This window comes from Flavobacterium pectinovorum, from assembly GCF_900142715.1.
In the GTDB taxonomy this organism is placed as follows: Bacteria; Bacteroidota; Bacteroidia; order Flavobacteriales; family Flavobacteriaceae; genus Flavobacterium; species Flavobacterium pectinovorum.
Window position 1 is genome coordinate 1061189 of sequence record NZ_FRBX01000001.1, and the last position, 17326, is coordinate 1078514.

The window sequence follows — 17326 nt, forward strand, 5'->3', positions numbered from 1 at the left end:
AAAATATTTATTTTTGTAAGTTTTGTATTATATTTTTTAAAAATATATTATCATTGCATAAAAAAAGCTTTGATAAATATTGAAAATTACGATACTACCTTTTCAATAAAAAATTCTATTGTTCAATACCTTTTTGAAAGTTCTGGGCAAAAGAAGCTTATTAAGGGAGTTCAATATTCTAAATTTGAAACTAAGAGTGGAGAAACTGTATATAATTTAGGTTTTGGAGATTATGATTCTGAAACCAAAGGAATATTTGATAGAAAAAGTAGTAATAATGGTGATGCAAGGAAGGTGTTTAATACAGTTTTGAATACAATTCCTAAATTTTTAAAAGAATTTCCAGATTTTCCCATTTTCATTCAAGGAAGTGATAGTCATAATTCATTTGAAGAAGAATGTAGAAGTTCTTGTTCTAAAAATTGTAATATAATTTGTAAAAATAAGGACAGAAGAATTAGAACATATATTCATTTTTTAGATAAAAAAATTAAAGTTTTTTCAAAAGATTACACATTTTATGGATTTGATGAAAAGAAAAAAACGTTTGTTGAGTATGAACCCAAAAATAAATATACAGCAATACTCGTTTATAAGAAAAAATAGATAATTTTGTATAATTCCAAGATTTATGGTTATGAGAAACGAAGAAAAAATAGTGACAAAATTAAATGTAATCCCTATGTCTAAAGCTACTGAGAAGAGACTTTCTAAAGTTTTGGATGAAATTAAAGGGAAAGATTTATTTCCGGAAAAAACGGAATTTGCAAAAAAAACATTGCAAAACGTAAAATTACCCATGTAAATTCTTAGTTAAAATATAAAAAAAGCGATCTATTCGAGATCGCTTTTTTCTTGATATTTGTAGAAATTATTTTAAGTAATACAATGCTTTTCATTGAAAAAAATCCCAATATACAATCAAAGTCCCGAAGCCGTTGGCGGTATTTTTGTTGCCTATCATTCTGCTGAAGATTTAGCCGGTTTCGATGATAAATTAGAGGCACATCGGGATGATTTTTTTATATTTTTTGTACTTACCAAAGGACAGGCGGTCTTGAAATGTGATATGATTGATATCGAAATAAATCCTATTAATGTATTGATGATAAAACCGCTTCAAATTCATCACGGGCAGGATGGTTCAACAGACGCAGCGGGATATTATATAGGCGTAGCACCATTTCTTATTCCAAATAACTGTATTGAAATTTTTCAGAATCTAAAAATTGCAGAACAACTCAATACAATTGATCCGGCGTACCGGGAAGAACTTTTAGATACCATTGATTTAATGCATCGTTCGTTTAAAAGCTCGAATCCTAATAGAACACAGATCATTAACGGTCTTTTTAATGCCTTAGTTTATAATTTAGCGAATATATATTCAGGCTCAAAAAATGAGGTAAAGGAATTAAAAAACCAATCAGGATTAATTTATGCCAATTTCAAAAAGCTGCTTTCAGAAAATAGTTTTTTGGAAAGCCCCTCTTATTTTGCAAAGAAATTAAATATTACTACCTCACATTTAAATGATTGTGTAAAGGCTTCATCGGGAAAATCGGTTACGTACTGGCTGCAAAATGCTATGATTACTGAAGCACAAAGATTATTGTATTATACTGAAAACGAAGTCAAAGAAATTGCTTTTATGTTAGGATTCGAAGATCATACTTACTTTTCAAGGTTATTTAAGAAAATTACGGGCGTAACGCCACTTGCTTTTCGGAAAAAATTCCGTGAATAGTCCAATCATCTCCATTTGTTATGCAATGTATTTTTAATGTTTTAGTTTCAATTTTGAATTGAAATTTAAAACATAAAAATTATGAATTCTATGCCCAAAATTATTGGTGATTTTATGGAAGTAGCTTTTAGCAATAAAATTTGCAAAGTAAAAGTTACTACAATAGAAATGCCAGGTCCTAATATAAAAATAATCACATTCAAAGGTGTTTTTCCTCATGTAAAATTTAAAATCGGGCAAGCAATAGTCATCAGAATAGATGAAACCAATTACCGAAATTACACGCCAAGCAAATGGAATAGCAAAGCAGGAACTTTCGAAGTGATTTTTCATATTCATAACAATGGTCCGGGAAGTGAATGCATTAAAAACTTACAACCAAATGACCAGATAACGGTTGGTTTGCCGAGAGGTTTTACTGTTTTTAATGCAGCGGCTAAATATCATTTCTTTTTTGGGGATGAAACCTGTATGAGTGTTTTTAATAGTATGAAAGATGAAATTAACCGCTCTGAAAATAACTATTTGGGTATTTTAGAATTAGATCCTGAATCGACAGAAGTACCGAAAAAATTAGGACTCATTACAGACATCGTGCAAAAATCAGTAAACAAAGCAGAATTTGCCATACAATCGCTTCACAATTTAGACACTGAAATTTGGAACTTATGGAAAGACGGTCAATTTTATTTGTTGGGAAATGCGAAATCAATTCAGGCTTTTAGAAAAGCATTAAGAGAAAAAGGTGTTTCCAACAAAAATATTTATACTCAGCCGTATTGGGCAGAAGGGAAGGTTGGGCTTTAATTGATTTTTTAACCGTAAAGGCACAAAGGGTTTACACAAAGTACATAAAGAAAATAAACTTTGCGCCCTTGCGACTTTGCGAGCCTATTTCGCACCAGCTTAAAAAAAACTTAGCGGACTTAGCGTAAAACCTTTGTGCCTTTGCGGTAAAAACCTTCAATGTTATAATTTAAATTGATATTTACTTATCTTTATAAAATAAAATTATAAGCAATGACCATTCAGCAATTAAAATATATCGTAGCCTTAGACGAAGAACGCCATTTTGCAAGAGCCGCCGAAGTCTGCATGGTAACACAACCCGGACTTACGATTCAGTTAAAAAATCTCGAAGAAGAAATCGGAATCAAGATTTTTGATCGCAATAAAGTACCGCTTACGCCAACGTTACTGGGAATTGAAATAATCAATAAAGCCAAAAAGATTCTCCGTGAAGCCGATGAAATTCGGGATTTTGTGGTCAATGAAAAAAATCTGTTGGAAGGAGAATTAAAACTTGGTATTATTTCCACATTATCGCCGTATCTGATTCCGTTGTTTATTAATGCGATGAGAGAAGCGACGCCAAAAGTACGTTTTATCATTCGGGAATCGAATACGGGACAATTGATGAAAGATTTAGAAACCGGTGCCATTGATGTCGCAATTATGGCAACGCCTACAGGAAATACGAATTTAATAGAACATCCTATTTTTAAAGAGCCTTTTGTGGCCTATTTGAATGAAACCCATCCAATGGCAAACAATGATTTTTATGAATTACAGCCCGGAGATAAAACTGAATTATTGTTGCTTCATCACGAATTCTGCTACAACGCACAGCTTTTAGACATTTGCGGATTAAAAAATTCAGACAAAATAAAAGAACAGTTTACATACGACATCAGTTCGATCGAAACCTTAAAAAATCTCGTTCGCGCACAATTGGGTTTTGCTATAATTCCACAGCTTTCGGTTATGAATGAATCGGCAAGCGGACTTTTTAAACCCTTTAAAGAACCAATTCCGGTAAGGGAAATCAGTTTGGTAGTTTCAGATTCGTTCTCAAAGAAATTACTCTTAGAAAAAATGAACGAAGCCATTTGGAATTGCCTTCCGGATTCCCTCAAAAAAGATTTCGCTTATCGAAAAATTCGTTGGAACGACTCGCCTTATTTTGTGAAAGAAGTCAGCAAATTTTCATGAAATTCCAATCCCGAGGTGTCTGGATAAAATTCCAAATTCCAATTTTTAAAAAGAAATTACAAATACAAAAATTCCAAATTCCAAATCTGTTGCGATTGGAATTTGGAATTTTTATTTTGGAATTTATCCTATTGCACATTTTAGGCATCTTTGTCAAAGTTTAAAACTTTGACAAAGATTTTAGGTAACAATAATCTCAATTTAAAACTCCTAGTTTGGAATTTGGAATTTAAAAAGATTGGAATTTAATTTCTAGAAGCCTCAATAATCACATTAGCTACTTTTACCGGTTGTGACATAAAAACCACGTGACTTCCTTTTATCTCTGTAATTTTTGTGTTAGAACGTTTGTACATCGCACGTTCGATATCAGGGTTGATGCTTTTGTCTTCTGTAGCAACAATTCCGTAAGAAGGTTTGTCTCTCCAGGCTGCTTTTGTAACAGGTGTAAGGAAACCTTTTGCGTGAAAAGCACCTTGCGAAGCATACATAAATTCAGCTTGTTCTTTGCTGATATCAGCAGCAAAACCCGCATGATATTTCGCTTTATCGTAATATACGATTCCTTTTTCGTCTACAGGCAATACACCATTTTCTGGAGCAGGAGGCGCAGTTTGAAGCCATTGTACAGTAGTTTCTCCGTTATCAGGCTGTAAAGCTGCGATGTAAACCAATGCGGCTACTTTTGGGTGATTTCCGGCTTCAGTAATTACAGTTCCACCCCAAGAATGTCCAACCAAAACAGTTGGTCCGTCTTGTTTGTCAAGCGCTAAGTTTGTTGCAGCAACATCATCTTCCAAAGAGCTCAACGGATTTTGAACGATAGTAACATTGTATCCTTTTTTAGTCAAAACTTCGTAAAGTGCTCTGTATCCCGAACCGTCTGCAAAAGCCCCGTGAACCAATACTACGTTTTTAATTTGTGGCGCAGCATTTTTAGCCTGTGCATTAACATTTACAGTTGTAAATAATAAACTTAAGATCAAAGCGGCGAACATGAAATAACGATTCAATTGTGTTTTCATAATTTTAGATTTTAGATTTCAGATTTTAGATTGTCTGAAATTATTATTGATAATTGATTTTTAAATTGGAATTTGGTCCCGAAGTCTCGGGATAAAATATTGGAATTTAGTTTAAAGTAACAGATAAGCTAATTTCAGTATTCAACAATTTTGAGATTGGACAAATTTCTTTTGCTTTTTGAGCAGTTTGCTGAAAATCTTCTGCAGAAATTCCAGGTACTTTTCCGGTCAGTTCTAATTGAATTAAAGTAATAGTTCCGTCTTCGAAAGTAACTTTTGCTACAGTATCTAAATCTTCCGGAACAAAACCGGCTTCAGAAAGTAAAAAGCTTAATTGCATGGTAAAACAGCCAGAATGTGCTGCTGCGATTAATTCTTCAGGATTTGTACCTACACCTTGCTCAAAACGGGTTTTAAAAGATAATTGTGCTTCGTTAAGCGTTGTACTTTGTGTACTAATGGTTCCTTTTCCTTCCATTCCTGTACCTTTCCAGTTTGCGTTTGCTCTTCTTGTAAATTTCATGATTTCTATTTTTTAAAGTTGTTTTTAATTATTTCAAATCAGTTATTTGATTTTGATGAAGCAAAGGTATGGGGAAGGTGTTTATAAATCAAATTAATAATTTTTCATGGTTATTAAAAATATTTATAATGGTTGAATTTAAAGGATATGAAACTTATAATTTATAGAATAAAAAAAAAGCGCAAACTCAATTGAGTTTGCGCTAAAATATTTTGAGAATAGAATTTCTAATTTATCTCATCAAAAAAATCCATATCAATTCTTTTTAATTGAATGGTTTCATCAATTTGGACACCAACATTAAATTCAATAGCTAAATTGGCTAATTTTTTACCATCAATAAGGATTATCTTGTGTTGTTTGCTTTCTGATGCAGTTTTTATTGCATCTGGAGAAAATGAAGAAGTTGTTAGAAAAACACCTTTACTAAAACCTTTAATAGCTAGCGAACCAATAAAGTTTCTTATATCTCCGGAACCTGCGTTATTTCCAGTATATCGCTTTGCTTGAATGCCAACTGATTCTAAACCAAGTACATCTTGCAGAATTACACCATCAATTCCATTATCACCACTTGCACCTGTTACCATTCCGGAATCTTTTCTAAAACCACCATATCCCATTGATTGAAGCAATTGAACTACAAATTTTTCAAAATATTGAAAAGTATTTCCTTTTAAGGCATCTAATATATCGGATGCTAATTGTTGATTAATTGCATCAATTGTCTTAGTAAGTCTTTCTTGTGGGGTTAGTTCTTCTTCCTCAATTTTAGTTGATTCACTTTCTAATCCTTGTGAACCTGTATTTGAGTTAAAAGTAGATCTCCATTCATTATACATAGGGAATTGCAATAATTCCTGCATTCTTAATTTTTTAGGATTTGTTTTTAGAAAATCCAATCCCACCGGAGTTATTTGATATACACCACGTTCAGGGTAATGAACTAATCCAGCATTTTTCAAATAACTTCTCGACCACCCTACACGATTTCGGAATAACCCCATTTTTCCGCTAGGAACCTGTAAAGCTAAATCTTCAGGAGTTAATTTGAAGTAGCTTGCTAAATTCTCCATAACCTGATTCATAGATTGTTTATTTCCATCGTTTAAGTTTTGTAAAAATGGTAGCATTATGGTTTGAAAATCGGGTACTGACATTATTTGGATATGATTTAGTTACTGCGTCAAAGTAAATCAAATTTTAATAATTATCATGTTTTTTCCTATGATTATATGAAATTTGTTTTTGAAATTATTCGCCTCAAAATTTACTAAAATAATGCAATTAGTATATATTTTTATTGACTTTATGGTTTTCCTCTTTAGTCTTCGGTATATATTCAATACTTTAGCACTCATAATAAATTCAAAATAATAATTGCTTAATGGCAGCCGAACAAAAACAAAAATTAGAACAACAACTCTGGAATATCGCTAACACACTTCGTGGGAAAATGGATGCCGATGATTTCAGGGATTACATATTAGGTTTTATTTTCTACAAATACCTGAGTACAAAAATGGATTTGTATGCTAATGAAATATTGAAACCAGACGGTTTGACTTTTCAGGAAATAGATGGACATGCTGATGAAGCTTTATTGAAGCAGGAATTAAAATCATTGGCGATTGACAAACTTGGCTTTTTCTTAGAACCATCTGAATTGTTTTCTGAATTGGCACGAAGAGGAAACGCTGGCGGGAAAAACAATTTTATTCTTGGCGATTTAGCAAAAGTGCTTACTCATATCGAGCAAAGTACAATGGGTACTGAAAGTGAAGAAGATTTTGGAAACCTATTTTCTGACTTGGATTTAACTTCTCATAAACTAGGGAAATCAGAATCTGATAAAAATGAATTGATTGTAAAAGTACTTGTGCATTTGGACGAAATTGATTTTGATTTAGAAAATGTCGATAGTGATGTTCTTGGTGATGCCTATGAATATCTAATTGGAAAGTTTGCTAGTGGTGCCGGAAAAAAAGCAGGTGAGTTTTATACACCACAACAAGTAAGCAGTGTTTTGGCACAATTGGTAACCGTTGGCAAAGACAAATTGAAGAGTGTTTACGACCCAACTTGTGGTTCTGGTTCATTATTATTGCGTGTTGCCAAAGAAGTAAAAACGGTAAATGCTTTTTACGGCCAAGAAATGAACCCTACGACGTACAATTTATGTCGTATGAACATGATTATGCACGATGTGCATTACAAACGTTTTGATATTAAAAACGAAGATACGCTAGAGCGCCCACAACATTATGATATGCGTTTTGAGGCTATTGTTGCCAATCCTCCATTTTCTGCGAATTGGAGCGCAAGCCCTTTGTTTATGAACGACGAACGTTTCTCTGCTTACGGAAAACTAGCCCCAGGCAGTAAAGCCGATTTTGCTTTTGTACAACACATGGTTCATCAACTTGACGATAACGGAACTATGGCAATTGTTTTACCACATGGCGTTTTGTTTCGTGGTGGTGCCGAAGGACATATACGTGAATATTTGATAAAAGACAAAAATTACCTCGATGCTGTAATTGGTTTACCAGCCAATATTTTTTACGGAACGAGTATCCCGACTTGTATTTTGGTTTTAAAGAAAAAGAGAGAAAATCCTAATGACATTTTGTTTATTGATGCAAGCCAACACTTTGAAAAGGTCAAAACCCAAAACGTGTTACGTACAGAAGATATTGATAAAATTATTAGTACTTATCAAAATCGTATGGGAGAGCCAAAATATAGTCATGTTGCATTATTAAGCGAAGTTGCAACCAACGATTATAACCTGAACATTCCTCGATATGTAGATACTTTTGAAGAAGAAGATGCGATAGATTTAAAAGCAATAACGGATGAATTAAGAGAATTAGCCATTCTAGGTAAAACAACAGATAATACTATTGCCGAGTTTTGTGCTGAATTAGGAATTGAAAGACCATTTTAATGAGTACAGCAACTTTAGATATTGAAAAAAGAAAACTATTTGTTCCTAAATTGAGATTTCAGGAGTTTGACAAAGATTGGAGATTGAGAAGTTTAGGAGAAATTACAAATTGGGCATCTGGAGGAACTCCTCCAAAGGACAATCCATTATTCTGGAATGGTGATATTTCTTGGATTAGCGCATCTAGTATGAGAGGGATAATCTATTCAGATTCGGAACTTAAAATAACAGATGCAGGATTAAAAAAAGGTTCAAAATTAGCAAAAAAAGGAAGTTTACTCATTTTAGTTCGTGGAAGTATGCTTTTTAATAAAATTCCAATCGGAATTGTTGCAAAAGACGTTGCTTTTAATCAAGATGTTAAATCTATTGTAGTTGATAATAATTCAACATCTGAATTTATCTTGAATTGGTTTACAGCTTTTGAATCAAAGATTTTAAATATGGTTACTGGTACAGGTATTGGTGCAGGAAAATTAGATTTACAAGATTTAAAAACTTTAAAAATATTACTTCCAACCCTCCCAGAACAACAAAAAATAGCTTCTTTTTTAATTGCAGTCGATGAAAAAATAAGACAACTTTCGCGCAAAAAAGAATTATTAGAACAATACAAAAAAGGCGTAATGCAACAATTGTTTTCTGGTAAATTGCGATTTAAGGATGAGAATGGAGAGGATTATCCGGATTGGGAGGAGAAGAAGTTGGGATCAATATCCAATATTAAAAAAGGAAAGCAACTAAACAAAATTGAGCTTACAAAAGTTGGATTGTATCCCTGCATTAATGGGGGGATATTACCTTCGGGCTATACAGATAACTTTAATACACTAGAAAATACAATAACTATAAGTGAGGGAGGCAATTCTTGTGGATTTATAAATTTTTTTAAATGTAAATTTTGGAGTGGAGGTCATAATTATTCTATTGAAATAATAAACCTTAATAAAACAGATAACAATTTTATATTTCAACTATTAAAATATAATCAATCAGAAATAATGAGCTTGAGAGTTGGATCTGGTTTACCAAATATTCAAAAAAAGGATTTGAATGCGTTTTTATTAAAAATGACAAGTTCAATAAAAGAACAACAAAAAATTGCCAATTTTTTATCAAGCATCGATATCAAAATAGAAAGCACCAACAAACAAATCATCAAAATACAAACGTTTAAAAAAGGTTTGTTGCAACAGATGTTTATATAAAGCATTTATAAAAACAATAACAAAAGTAAACTTATAAGTTGATTAAATGAAAATAGTTGATATATTTGCACCAGCATTATTTTCTTTTCACTATGATGAAGAAGTGGATAATGAATACGATCGACTAATGGATAATTGGACAGATGTTAGCTATCTTAGAAAATATGCAATAAGTAATGCGATAACAGATGTAACTAAATTTGTAAATGATAGATTAAGGGATGCAGAAGAAATACAGGACTTACTAGATGAAATTACAACAAATCAGCAGCCATTAGAATATTATTTCAGACCTCTTTTTGATAATGAAGGAGGAATAAAAACACTTTCTTTACAAAAAGGAAAAATAAAAAAAAATGGTATTCGATTGTATGCTGTTAAAATTGATGAGAACTGTTTTGTAATTACAGGAGGCGCAATAAAAATGAGTCAGGCGATGCAAGACCATGCCGATTCTAATAACGAATTAACAAAAATTAAGAACGCAAAAGATTATTTACAAGAAAACTCAGTTGTTGATGAAGATTCTTTTTACGAACTTATAAACGAACAAAATGAATAATAAAGAAAAATTTTTAGCTCTGGTTTCTAAGGAAAAAACCAATACTGTAGCCAAAAATAGAGACAGAATAAAAAACAGAGAAATGTTGAGAGAATCTCAAAAAATTGCTCTAAAAGTATTAGATAAGTTAGAAAAAATAAGATGGTCTCAGAAAAAATTGGCGGCTGAAATGGGAGTAAGTCCTCAACAAATCACCAAAATTGTAAAAGGACAAGAGAATCTTACCTTAGAAACTCAAATTAAGCTTCAACGCATTTTAGATATTCCAATTTTAGCTTCGTATTACGATACTGTAGAGCAAAAAAGTAATTCAGAGTTAGTTATAAAAGCAACTCAAACATACATTGCTCCAAAAAGTAAATTTAGCCAGGAAGATAAAATTTTATTGGGCAAAAAAGAAATTAAAATGGATTACAATATTGTTACCGAAAAGTATAACTATTTTGAATTAATTGCATAATGGAAAACGAATCTGCAGGTTTTGCTTTAATAGCTATTAAAACAGAACAATTTGCTTTATTTGAAGAAAATTACTCATCAAAAAAAGAAATGAATGTTACTACTTCATTAGAATTCAAAATTAATGAAGGAGAGAAAAGAATTGGTGTTTTTGCGACCTTTACATTTGATCAAACAAAAAAACCTTTTGTTAAAACACAAGTTAGCTGCCATTTTGTAATAGATCCTAATTCCTGGAAATCATTTATTAAAAACGATTTGATTATATTTCCTAAAAGTTTTATTGGTCATTTAACAATGTTAACAATAGGAACTGCAAGAGGGGTATTACACGCTAAAACAGAAGGCACAGAATTTAATAAATTTATTCTTCCTGTGATTAATGTCAATGAGTTAGTAGACAAAGATGCTGAATTTACAATAAGCATTTAGAAATAATTTTTCAGCAACTATTTGTATAAATGAGCCATCAATCTGAAGCAGTTTTAGAAAATAAATTAATCAGGCAATTGGTTGGTTTAAATTATGCATCTGTGAAAATTCAAGATGGAGACGCTTTGGTGTCTAATTTAAAAAGCCAACTCGAAGTTTTTAACGAAACTACTTTTTCTGCTAAAGAATTTGATGCCATTTTGAATCATTTAGCCAAAGGCAATGTTTTTGAAAAAGCCAAAACCCTTCGTGATCGTTTTCAATTGACTAAGGAAGATGCAAGTTCGTTTTATGTTCGCTTTTTTAATACTGAAGACAGCAGTCAAAATTTATTCCAGGTTACCCACCAAATCAGTTTAGAGGGAAGTTACAAAAACCGTTTTGATGTAACGCTTTTAGTCAACGGTTTGCCTTTGGTACAAATAGAGTTGAAACGTTCTGGAATTGAAATCAAAGAAGCTTTCAATCAAATCAATCGCTACCAAATGCATTCTTTTTGGAGCAATCATGGTTTGTTTCAATACGTGCAATTGTTTGTAATAAGTAATGGTGTTAATACCAAATATTTAGCAAACAACAAATTACAATCTGTTAAGCAGACTTTCTTTTGGGCAGATACCAATAATAAAAACATCACTGAATTAACCGCGTTTACTTCCGCCTTTCTGAACCCTGTTCATTTGGGTAAAATGATAGCACATTATATCGTAATAAACGAGACTCACAAGGTAATGATGGTGTTGCGACCTTATCAATATTTTGCAACTGAAGCAATTATTCATCAGGTTAAAAATTCTGATGACAACGCTTATATTTGGCACACTACAGGTTCGGGTAAAACCTTGACTTCGTTTAAAGCAAGCCAAATTTTGATGGAATTGCCAGACGTTTATAAAGTTGTTTTTGTAGTTGACAGGAAAGATCTGGATTACCAAACCATGAACGAGTTCAACGCTTTTAAAAAAGATAGTGTTGATGTTACTGATAATACACAATCGCTGATCAGACAGTTGACGGATAATACGAAGTTGGTATTAACTACTATTCAGAAATTAAACAATGCAGTTTCAGAACGTTTCAAAGGTAATATTGAGCCTTTACGACATAAGAAAATTGTTTTTATTTTTGATGAATGCCATCGTTCTCAGTTTGGGGAAACGCACGAACGCATTACAAAATTCTTTGAGAAGAGCCAATTAATAGGTTTTACAGGAACGCCCATATTTGCAGAAAACGCCTCTAAAAATGATTTAGGAAAACGAACCACTAAGGATTTGTTTGGCAACTGTCTGCATAAATATGTGATTACCGATGCAATTCGGGATCAAAATGTGTTGCGTTTTGGAATTGAATATATAGGTAAATACAAAAACAAGAGCAATACTTTTATAGATATTGAAGTTGAAGATATCGATAAGCAGGAAGTTTTAGATTCTCACAAAAGAATTAATAAAATCGTTGATTACATTATTGCCTATCACAATCAAAAAACATTTAGCAGAGATTATTCGGCACTTTTAGCCGTAAGTAGTATTAATAATGTGATTCAGTATTATGATCTTTTTCAACAAAAGAAAGAAGCGGGAGAACACGATTTGCGTATTGCAACTATTTTTACATACGGTACTAATGAAGATTCAGACGAAGCACAAGATTTTCTTCCTGCTGAAGAAGTAGATTTTGATGTTTTGGCAGAACCACGAACTCTTTATGAATCCAGTCATACAAGAGACAAACTCGAAAAATACATTGGCCATTATAACGCAATGTTTGGCACGAGTTTTACAAACAAAGACAGTTCGTCATTCGAAAAATATTTCCAGAATATAAGTAAACGATTAAAAAACCGTGAAAAAGAAAATTTCAACAATGACCAAGATCGCTTGGATATTGTCATTGTTGTTAATATGATGCTTACCGGTTTTGATGCCAAAAAAGTGAACACGCTTTATGTCGATAAAAACCTAAAGCAACACGGCTTAATACAAGCTTACTCACGAACAAATAGAATTTTAGGAGAACAGAAGTCGCAGGGAAATATTTTGTCCTTCAGAAATCTTAAAAAGGCAACAGACGATGCAATTACTTTATTTTCGAATAAAGATGCAATAGAAGTTGTTACTATGCCTGATTATGAAAAGATAGCAGAGAAGTTTGATGAAGCATTAAAACTGTTGAGAGAAATTGCACCAACTTCTCAAAGCGTAAGTTATTTAGAAAATGAAGAAGAAGATGCGCAATTTGTACAAGCTTTCAGGAAATTAATGCGAGCCATGAATGTGTTGCAATCCTACTCTGATTTTAATTGGGAAGATTTACTGATTGATGAGCAGGAATTTGAAGACTACAAAAGCAAATATCTTGACTTGTACGAAAAAGTAAAACAAGACAATCAAAAACAAAAAACATCTATACTTGACGATATCGATTTTGAATTAGAATTAATTCATAGAGATCAAATCAATGTTGCTTATATTCTGAAATTATTAGCACAATTGAAAGGAACTAAAACCCCTAATGCAGCTGCGACACAAAGAAAAGCTATAATTGATTTATTAGGTGGCGATATTCAATTAAGAAGTAAAAGAGAGTTAATTCAAAAATTCATTGATGAGAATATGCCTCTCATAAAAGATGGTGATTCTATCGAAGATGAGTTTGAAAAATTCTGGCAAGATCAAAAAGTTTTAGCATTAGGAAAACTATGCGAAGAAGAACATTTAGATAAAGCCCAATTCAAATCCTTGATAGATGCTTATATATACAGTGGTCGAGAACCTATAAAGGATGAAGTTTTTCAATGTTTAGATAACAGACCTAGCATTTTGCAGGCAAGAGTAATTGGCGATCGTATAATTGCAAAAATGAAAGAGTTTGTAGATGTTTTTGTTAAAGGAATGATGGCTTAAAAGATTTAAATAAAATAATGCGAGAAATTCTCGTTATATTTTAAATTTCATTCTCAAAACTGTAAGAAAATTTTAATATTTTCGCATAAAAAAGCAATTGAACAAAATAGATATTTACGAAACCAATTTATCAATAGAAAGTACTATTGTTCAATATCTTTTTGAGAGTAATGGCGAAAAAAAGCTCATTAAAGCCGTTCAGTATTCGGGGTTTAAAACGCAGACAGGTTTGATTATGTATAATCTGGGTTTTGGCGATTATGATTTTGAAACCAAAAGTATTTCAGACAACGAAAGCAGTAATAATGGCGATATGCGAACCGTGTTTAATACGGTTTTAAATACAGTGCCAAAATTTTTTCAGGACAATCCGGGATTCCCTATTTATGTTCAGGGCAGTGACAGTTCAGACTTGTTTGAAGAAGAATGCCGAATTTCGTGTTTCAAAAACTGCGATGAAGCTTGTAAAAACAGAAACCGAAGAATAAGAATCTATACGTATTTTGTCAATAAACACTTTGCAGCGCTATCAAAAGAGTATCTGTTTTTTGGATATGACGAACAAAAAGAGACTTTTGTTGAGTATGTTCCGCAAAATAATTACATCGCGGTACTGGTTTATAAAAAAAAATAGATAATTTTGTATAATAGTTGACGTTTGTAATTAATAATCAATTAAATAGGAGAGTGATGGAAAATAAAAAAGTCGATAAAGTCACAAAAATCATTTCTATGTCAACTGCAACTAAGAAAAAGATTTCGAAAGTAGCAGATGAGATAAAAGGGAGAGATTTGTTTACAGATAAAATTGAACTGGCTAAAAAAACGTTACAGAATTTAAAATCATTACCCATTTAAATTTCTGTTCTTTATAAAAATAAAAAAACGAGATTATTTCTTTTCAGAGATAGTCTCGTTTTTATTTATGATGGTTTTTTTAACCGCAAAGGCCGCTAAGAATTACGCAAAGTTTTTATACACAAAGCTTTGCGAACTTTTGCGTTTGCTAAGCACAAACTGAGATAAAGCCTTTGCGGGCTTTGCGGTTAAATAATATTACCCATGAGCCGCACACAGTACCCTGAGCAGCTTTTTCAAACTACTGAAGCAGGGCTTAATGAACTACTGACTTAATTACATTATAGGTAGGTGTCTCCACTTGGACTTTCGTTTTGTCCAATAGAATTTCCGTCGTTTTCAGCACAACTTAAGTTTAATGAGGAAGTTTCAGGCAAATCATCCCAATGACCCCAATCTCCTTTATAGGCTTTTCGATAGGTAAAATCATTGTTATAAGCTACACAAATTTCGCTGTGTAATGAATCTACTTTATGAATTTCGCTATTTTTTATTGACTTTTCCATGATTGTTTGTTTAGATACGCCAAAAGTACAGCAGTAGTTGCCTCTAGACTTATATATAAACCCGGAATAGTTATGTAATTCACATGTTGTTAGTTGTTTATCGATAAATATCACTAAATTTTTTCAGGATTTAAATAGATTTTAAGATATTAAATTCCATTATAAAGTATTTACTTCAAAATGTATTAGCCTATAATGAATAGAAGATCCTTCTTTAAGGTTCCCAAGAAATATGATAAAGTCAGCAGGAAATAGCTCCATAAAAAAACGAGACCATTTCTCCTAAAAGAAACAATCTCGTTTTCATCAACTTAAAAAAATCAGAAATATAAATTACCCGTGAGCCGCTACAGAAACATCAGCCCATTCTTCCCAGGTTGCTAGTTTTTGCGCGTAAACATGTTTGGCTAATGGCAGCGCCACTTTTCCTAAAAACAGGCGTAAAGGTGGGTTTTCAGCATCAACCAATTTAAGAATGGCAGGTACAGTAAATTCCGTTTTTCCGAAAGTATCAGGATCATGTCCTTCTGCAATCGCTTTTCTCATTCCTTCATAATCATCGATGATTTCGCTGTTGAAACCGTTACCCCAAATATCTGTAAAATAGCCATTTGGTTCTACCAAAGTAACATTGATTCCGAATTGTTTTACCTCTTGAGCCAATGTTTCAGTAAGACCTTCAACAGCAAATTTAGAAGCGTTATAAAGACCTAAATTGGGCAAAGTTGCGATTCCTAAAATAGAAGAAACCTGAATAATATGTCCGCTTTTTTGGCTTCTCATAATTGGTAAAACCGCTTGAGTTAACCAAAGAGTTCCAAAGAAATTAGTTTCAAATTGTGCCCTCGCTTCTTTTTCGCTGGCTTCTTCTACGGCTCCGTTTAAGGCATAACCGGCATTGTTGATTAATACATCAATTTTCCCGAAGTGTTGTTTTACTTTTTCTACAATTGCAATCGATTCTTCGCGATTGTTTACGTCTAATTTAAGCGGTAAAATGGCATCGCCATATTTTGCTTTTAAATCGTTTAGTGTATCAATATTTCTGGCTGTTGCAGCTACCTGATATCCTTTTTCTAAAAATGCTTCTGTCCAGGCTTTTCCAAATCCTTTTGATGCTCCTGAAAGTAAAATTGTTTTTGACATGATTTCTAAATTTTTAATTGTTAATTATTAATGGTGAATTGTAAATTTTGTTTAATCGTTTATTTGTTTAACTGTGTATTTGATTTTTGACATTGATATTGTTTTTATAAAATGACTGATCGGTCATTTTTTGGATAAAAAAAAAGTTAATAGCTTTTTTCTTCAATCATTTCTTTTAGTGTTCTAATAATGACCTTCATTTTATCGTTGCTTCCGGAAGTTCTCGAAATTAGATTCCCGCCTTCGAGCATAGCAAAAATTATTGTTGCAAAGTCTGAGGCATTCCAATCTGGTTTAAATTCGCCGTTGGCAATTCCTTTATTAATGCTGTTTTCTAATATCTGCTGTGTAAATTTAATTCCCCCGTTTACTTTTTCTTTTACAATTGGGTTGGTGTCATCCGCTTCCATTCCAAAATTTAATAGAGGACAACCACCCGTAATTGGTGGATTTAGTGGGTTATCAAAAAAATCAATATAAATGAATAATTCTTCTTTTGCCGTTTTAGCTTTGCTGATCGCAGCCAGGATTTTATCACCCAAAACCTTCATGTTATGATCTACGGCAGCGCAGGCCAAAACTTCTTTGTTTTCAAAATGAACATACATACTTCCCTTTGAGAGTTTGGTAGCCTCCATAATATCGCTCATAGCTGTTGCTGCAATCCCTTTTACATTAAAAATAGGGGCGGCTTTTTCTATGATAAATTGTCTGGTTTCTTCTCCCTTAGACATGATTTTTTATTTGTTCGTTTGAATTACAATGCAAATATATGACCGATTGGTCATAAAAAACAAATTTATTATGATTTATTTATGATTAGGAACGCAGATGACACGGATTTAGGCAGATTTTCGCTGATTTTTTTTGGGCTAGGTTTGAGTTTTTGCCACAGATTGAGCAGATTAGATTAATTTATATGTGCTAAATAGCCACGAATTCACGAATAATTGCGTATATAATTATAAAAAATTCGTGAATTCGTGGCTAAAAAAATCTATGTTTCTAT

At 32.4% G+C, this 17326-nt stretch carries 19 protein-coding genes; 13 read left to right on the top strand and 6 right to left on the bottom strand.

Translation table 11 applies throughout. From position 1 onward, the window contains the following. The first annotated feature begins 69 nt into the window (after positions 1-69). The 5 genes from BUE22_RS04465 (at position 70) to BUE22_RS04480 (ending at position 3739) form a co-directional block, all read left to right on the top strand. Complete coding sequence (locus tag BUE22_RS04465; RefSeq protein ID WP_243396806.1) at positions 70-606, top strand: DUF6934 family protein; 537 nt, start codon at positions 70-72, stop codon at positions 604-606. 31 nt (positions 607-637) lie between these two features. Beyond that, the gene (locus BUE22_RS23675) at positions 638-805 is read left to right on the top strand and encodes a hypothetical protein (protein ID WP_159438460.1); all 168 of its coding nucleotides are present in this window, start codon (positions 638-640) and stop codon (positions 803-805) included. Positions 806-898: 93 nt separating this feature from the next. Next, the gene (locus BUE22_RS04470) at positions 899-1747 is read left to right on the top strand and encodes a helix-turn-helix domain-containing protein (protein ID WP_073393890.1); all 849 of its coding nucleotides are present in this window, start codon (positions 899-901) and stop codon (positions 1745-1747) included. A gap of 81 nt (positions 1748-1828) precedes the next feature. After that, on the top strand, positions 1829-2554 hold the full coding sequence (locus BUE22_RS04475; RefSeq protein ID WP_073393891.1) for a siderophore-interacting protein: 726 nt from the start codon (positions 1829-1831) through the stop codon (positions 2552-2554). 213 nt (positions 2555-2767) lie between these two features. Continuing rightward, a complete protein-coding gene (locus BUE22_RS04480; protein ID WP_073393892.1) occupies positions 2768-3739 on the top strand; it encodes a hydrogen peroxide-inducible genes activator in 972 nt (323 codons plus the stop codon). Positions 3740-3984: 245 nt separating this feature from the next. On the opposite strand, the gene BUE22_RS04485 is transcribed toward BUE22_RS04480, so the two are convergent. The 3 genes from BUE22_RS04485 to BUE22_RS04495 all read right to left on the bottom strand — a co-directional run bounded on the left by BUE22_RS04485 (position 3985) and on the right by BUE22_RS04495 (position 6447). Then, a complete protein-coding gene (locus BUE22_RS04485) occupies positions 3985-4764 on the bottom strand; it encodes an alpha/beta hydrolase (protein ID WP_073393893.1) in 780 nt (259 codons plus the stop codon). A 106-nt stretch (positions 4765-4870) separates the two neighbouring features. Further along, entirely contained in the window at positions 4871-5287 is a 417-nt protein-coding gene (locus tag BUE22_RS04490) for an OsmC family protein (RefSeq protein WP_073393894.1), read from the bottom strand. Between the two features lie 227 nt (positions 5288-5514). After that, positions 5515-6447: a restriction endonuclease gene (locus BUE22_RS04495; RefSeq protein WP_073393895.1), complete on the bottom strand. Its 933-nt coding sequence runs from the start codon at positions 6445-6447 to the stop codon at positions 5515-5517. A 227-nt stretch (positions 6448-6674) separates the two neighbouring features. Between BUE22_RS04495 and BUE22_RS04500 the strand changes: the two genes are divergently transcribed. From BUE22_RS04500 to BUE22_RS23680, 8 genes are all read left to right on the top strand, one after another. Next, on the top strand, positions 6675-8237 hold the full coding sequence (locus BUE22_RS04500) for a type I restriction-modification system subunit M (RefSeq protein ID WP_073393896.1): 1563 nt from the start codon (positions 6675-6677) through the stop codon (positions 8235-8237). Beyond that, a complete protein-coding gene (locus BUE22_RS04505; RefSeq protein ID WP_084540204.1) occupies positions 8237-9445 on the top strand; it encodes a restriction endonuclease subunit S in 1209 nt (402 codons plus the stop codon). The genes BUE22_RS04500 and BUE22_RS04505 overlap by 1 nt, the downstream gene beginning before the upstream one ends. 46 nt (positions 9446-9491) lie before the next feature. Further along, positions 9492-10007 (top strand): hypothetical protein, encoded by a 516-nt coding sequence (locus tag BUE22_RS04510; RefSeq protein WP_073393897.1) that lies wholly within the window; start codon positions 9492-9494, stop codon positions 10005-10007. After that, complete coding sequence (locus BUE22_RS04515; protein WP_073393898.1) at positions 10000-10467, top strand: helix-turn-helix transcriptional regulator; 468 nt, start codon at positions 10000-10002, stop codon at positions 10465-10467. Before BUE22_RS04510 ends, BUE22_RS04515 begins: the two co-directional genes overlap by 8 nt. Beyond that, entirely contained in the window at positions 10467-10898 is a 432-nt protein-coding gene (locus tag BUE22_RS04520) for a hypothetical protein (RefSeq protein ID WP_073393899.1), read from the top strand. Before BUE22_RS04515 ends, BUE22_RS04520 begins: the two co-directional genes overlap by 1 nt. Positions 10899-10927: 29 nt before the next feature. After that, positions 10928-13807 carry a type I restriction endonuclease subunit R gene (locus BUE22_RS04525; RefSeq protein WP_073393900.1) on the top strand — a complete coding sequence of 960 codons (2880 nt, stop codon included), beginning with the start codon at positions 10928-10930 and terminating at the stop codon, positions 13805-13807. Positions 13808-13904: 97 nt separating this feature from the next. Then, a complete protein-coding gene (locus tag BUE22_RS04530) occupies positions 13905-14441 on the top strand; it encodes a DUF6934 family protein (RefSeq protein WP_243396807.1) in 537 nt (178 codons plus the stop codon). A gap of 56 nt (positions 14442-14497) precedes the next feature. Further along, positions 14498-14665, top strand: coding sequence for a hypothetical protein (locus BUE22_RS23680; protein WP_158549424.1), 168 nt, complete (start codon positions 14498-14500; stop codon positions 14663-14665). 281 nt (positions 14666-14946) lie between these two features. Here BUE22_RS23680 and BUE22_RS04535 read toward each other — a convergent pair whose 3' ends face one another. The 3 genes from BUE22_RS04535 to BUE22_RS04545 form a co-directional block, all read right to left on the bottom strand. Continuing rightward, positions 14947-15171 (bottom strand): hypothetical protein, encoded by a 225-nt coding sequence (locus tag BUE22_RS04535; RefSeq protein WP_073393901.1) that lies wholly within the window; start codon positions 15169-15171, stop codon positions 14947-14949. A 333-nt stretch (positions 15172-15504) separates the two neighbouring features. Beyond that, entirely contained in the window at positions 15505-16317 is an 813-nt protein-coding gene (locus tag BUE22_RS04540; RefSeq protein WP_073393902.1) for an SDR family NAD(P)-dependent oxidoreductase, read from the bottom strand. 146 nt (positions 16318-16463) lie between these two features. Then, a complete protein-coding gene (locus BUE22_RS04545) occupies positions 16464-17051 on the bottom strand; it encodes a TetR/AcrR family transcriptional regulator (protein WP_073393903.1) in 588 nt (195 codons plus the stop codon). Positions 17052-17326 lie beyond the last annotated feature (275 nt).

What these genes read in the sequence shown, in the direction of transcription:
- BUE22_RS04480 (WP_073393892.1), top strand. Translation starts at nt 2,768, where the DNA reads ATGACCATTCAGCAATTAAAATATATCGTAGCCTTAGACGAAGAACGC.
- BUE22_RS04520 (WP_073393899.1), top strand. Translation starts at nt 10,467, where the DNA reads ATGGAAAACGAATCTGCAGGTTTTGCTTTAATAGCTATTAAAACAGAA.
- BUE22_RS04495 (WP_073393895.1), bottom strand. Translation starts at nt 6,447, where the DNA reads ATGTCAGTACCCGATTTTCAAACCATAATGCTACCATTTTTACAAAAC.
- BUE22_RS04500 (WP_073393896.1), top strand. Translation starts at nt 6,675, where the DNA reads ATGGCAGCCGAACAAAAACAAAAATTAGAACAACAACTCTGGAATATC.
- BUE22_RS04545 (WP_073393903.1), bottom strand. Translation starts at nt 17,051, where the DNA reads ATGTCTAAGGGAGAAGAAACCAGACAATTTATCATAGAAAAAGCCGCC.
- BUE22_RS04540 (WP_073393902.1), bottom strand. Translation starts at nt 16,317, where the DNA reads ATGTCAAAAACAATTTTACTTTCAGGAGCATCAAAAGGATTTGGAAAA.
- BUE22_RS04475 (WP_073393891.1), top strand. Translation starts at nt 1,829, where the DNA reads ATGAATTCTATGCCCAAAATTATTGGTGATTTTATGGAAGTAGCTTTT.
- BUE22_RS04510 (WP_073393897.1), top strand. Translation starts at nt 9,492, where the DNA reads ATGAAAATAGTTGATATATTTGCACCAGCATTATTTTCTTTTCACTAT.
- BUE22_RS04490 (WP_073393894.1), bottom strand. Translation starts at nt 5,287, where the DNA reads ATGAAATTTACAAGAAGAGCAAACGCAAACTGGAAAGGTACAGGAATG.
- BUE22_RS04505 (WP_084540204.1), top strand. Translation starts at nt 8,237, where the DNA reads ATGAGTACAGCAACTTTAGATATTGAAAAAAGAAAACTATTTGTTCCT.
- BUE22_RS23680 (WP_158549424.1), top strand. Translation starts at nt 14,498, where the DNA reads ATGGAAAATAAAAAAGTCGATAAAGTCACAAAAATCATTTCTATGTCA.
- BUE22_RS04535 (WP_073393901.1), bottom strand. Translation starts at nt 15,171, where the DNA reads ATGGAAAAGTCAATAAAAAATAGCGAAATTCATAAAGTAGATTCATTA.
- BUE22_RS04515 (WP_073393898.1), top strand. Translation starts at nt 10,000, where the DNA reads ATGAATAATAAAGAAAAATTTTTAGCTCTGGTTTCTAAGGAAAAAACC.
- BUE22_RS04525 (WP_073393900.1), top strand. Translation starts at nt 10,928, where the DNA reads ATGAGCCATCAATCTGAAGCAGTTTTAGAAAATAAATTAATCAGGCAA.
- BUE22_RS04485 (WP_073393893.1), bottom strand. Translation starts at nt 4,764, where the DNA reads ATGAAAACACAATTGAATCGTTATTTCATGTTCGCCGCTTTGATCTTA.
- BUE22_RS23675 (WP_159438460.1), top strand. Translation starts at nt 638, where the DNA reads ATGAGAAACGAAGAAAAAATAGTGACAAAATTAAATGTAATCCCTATG.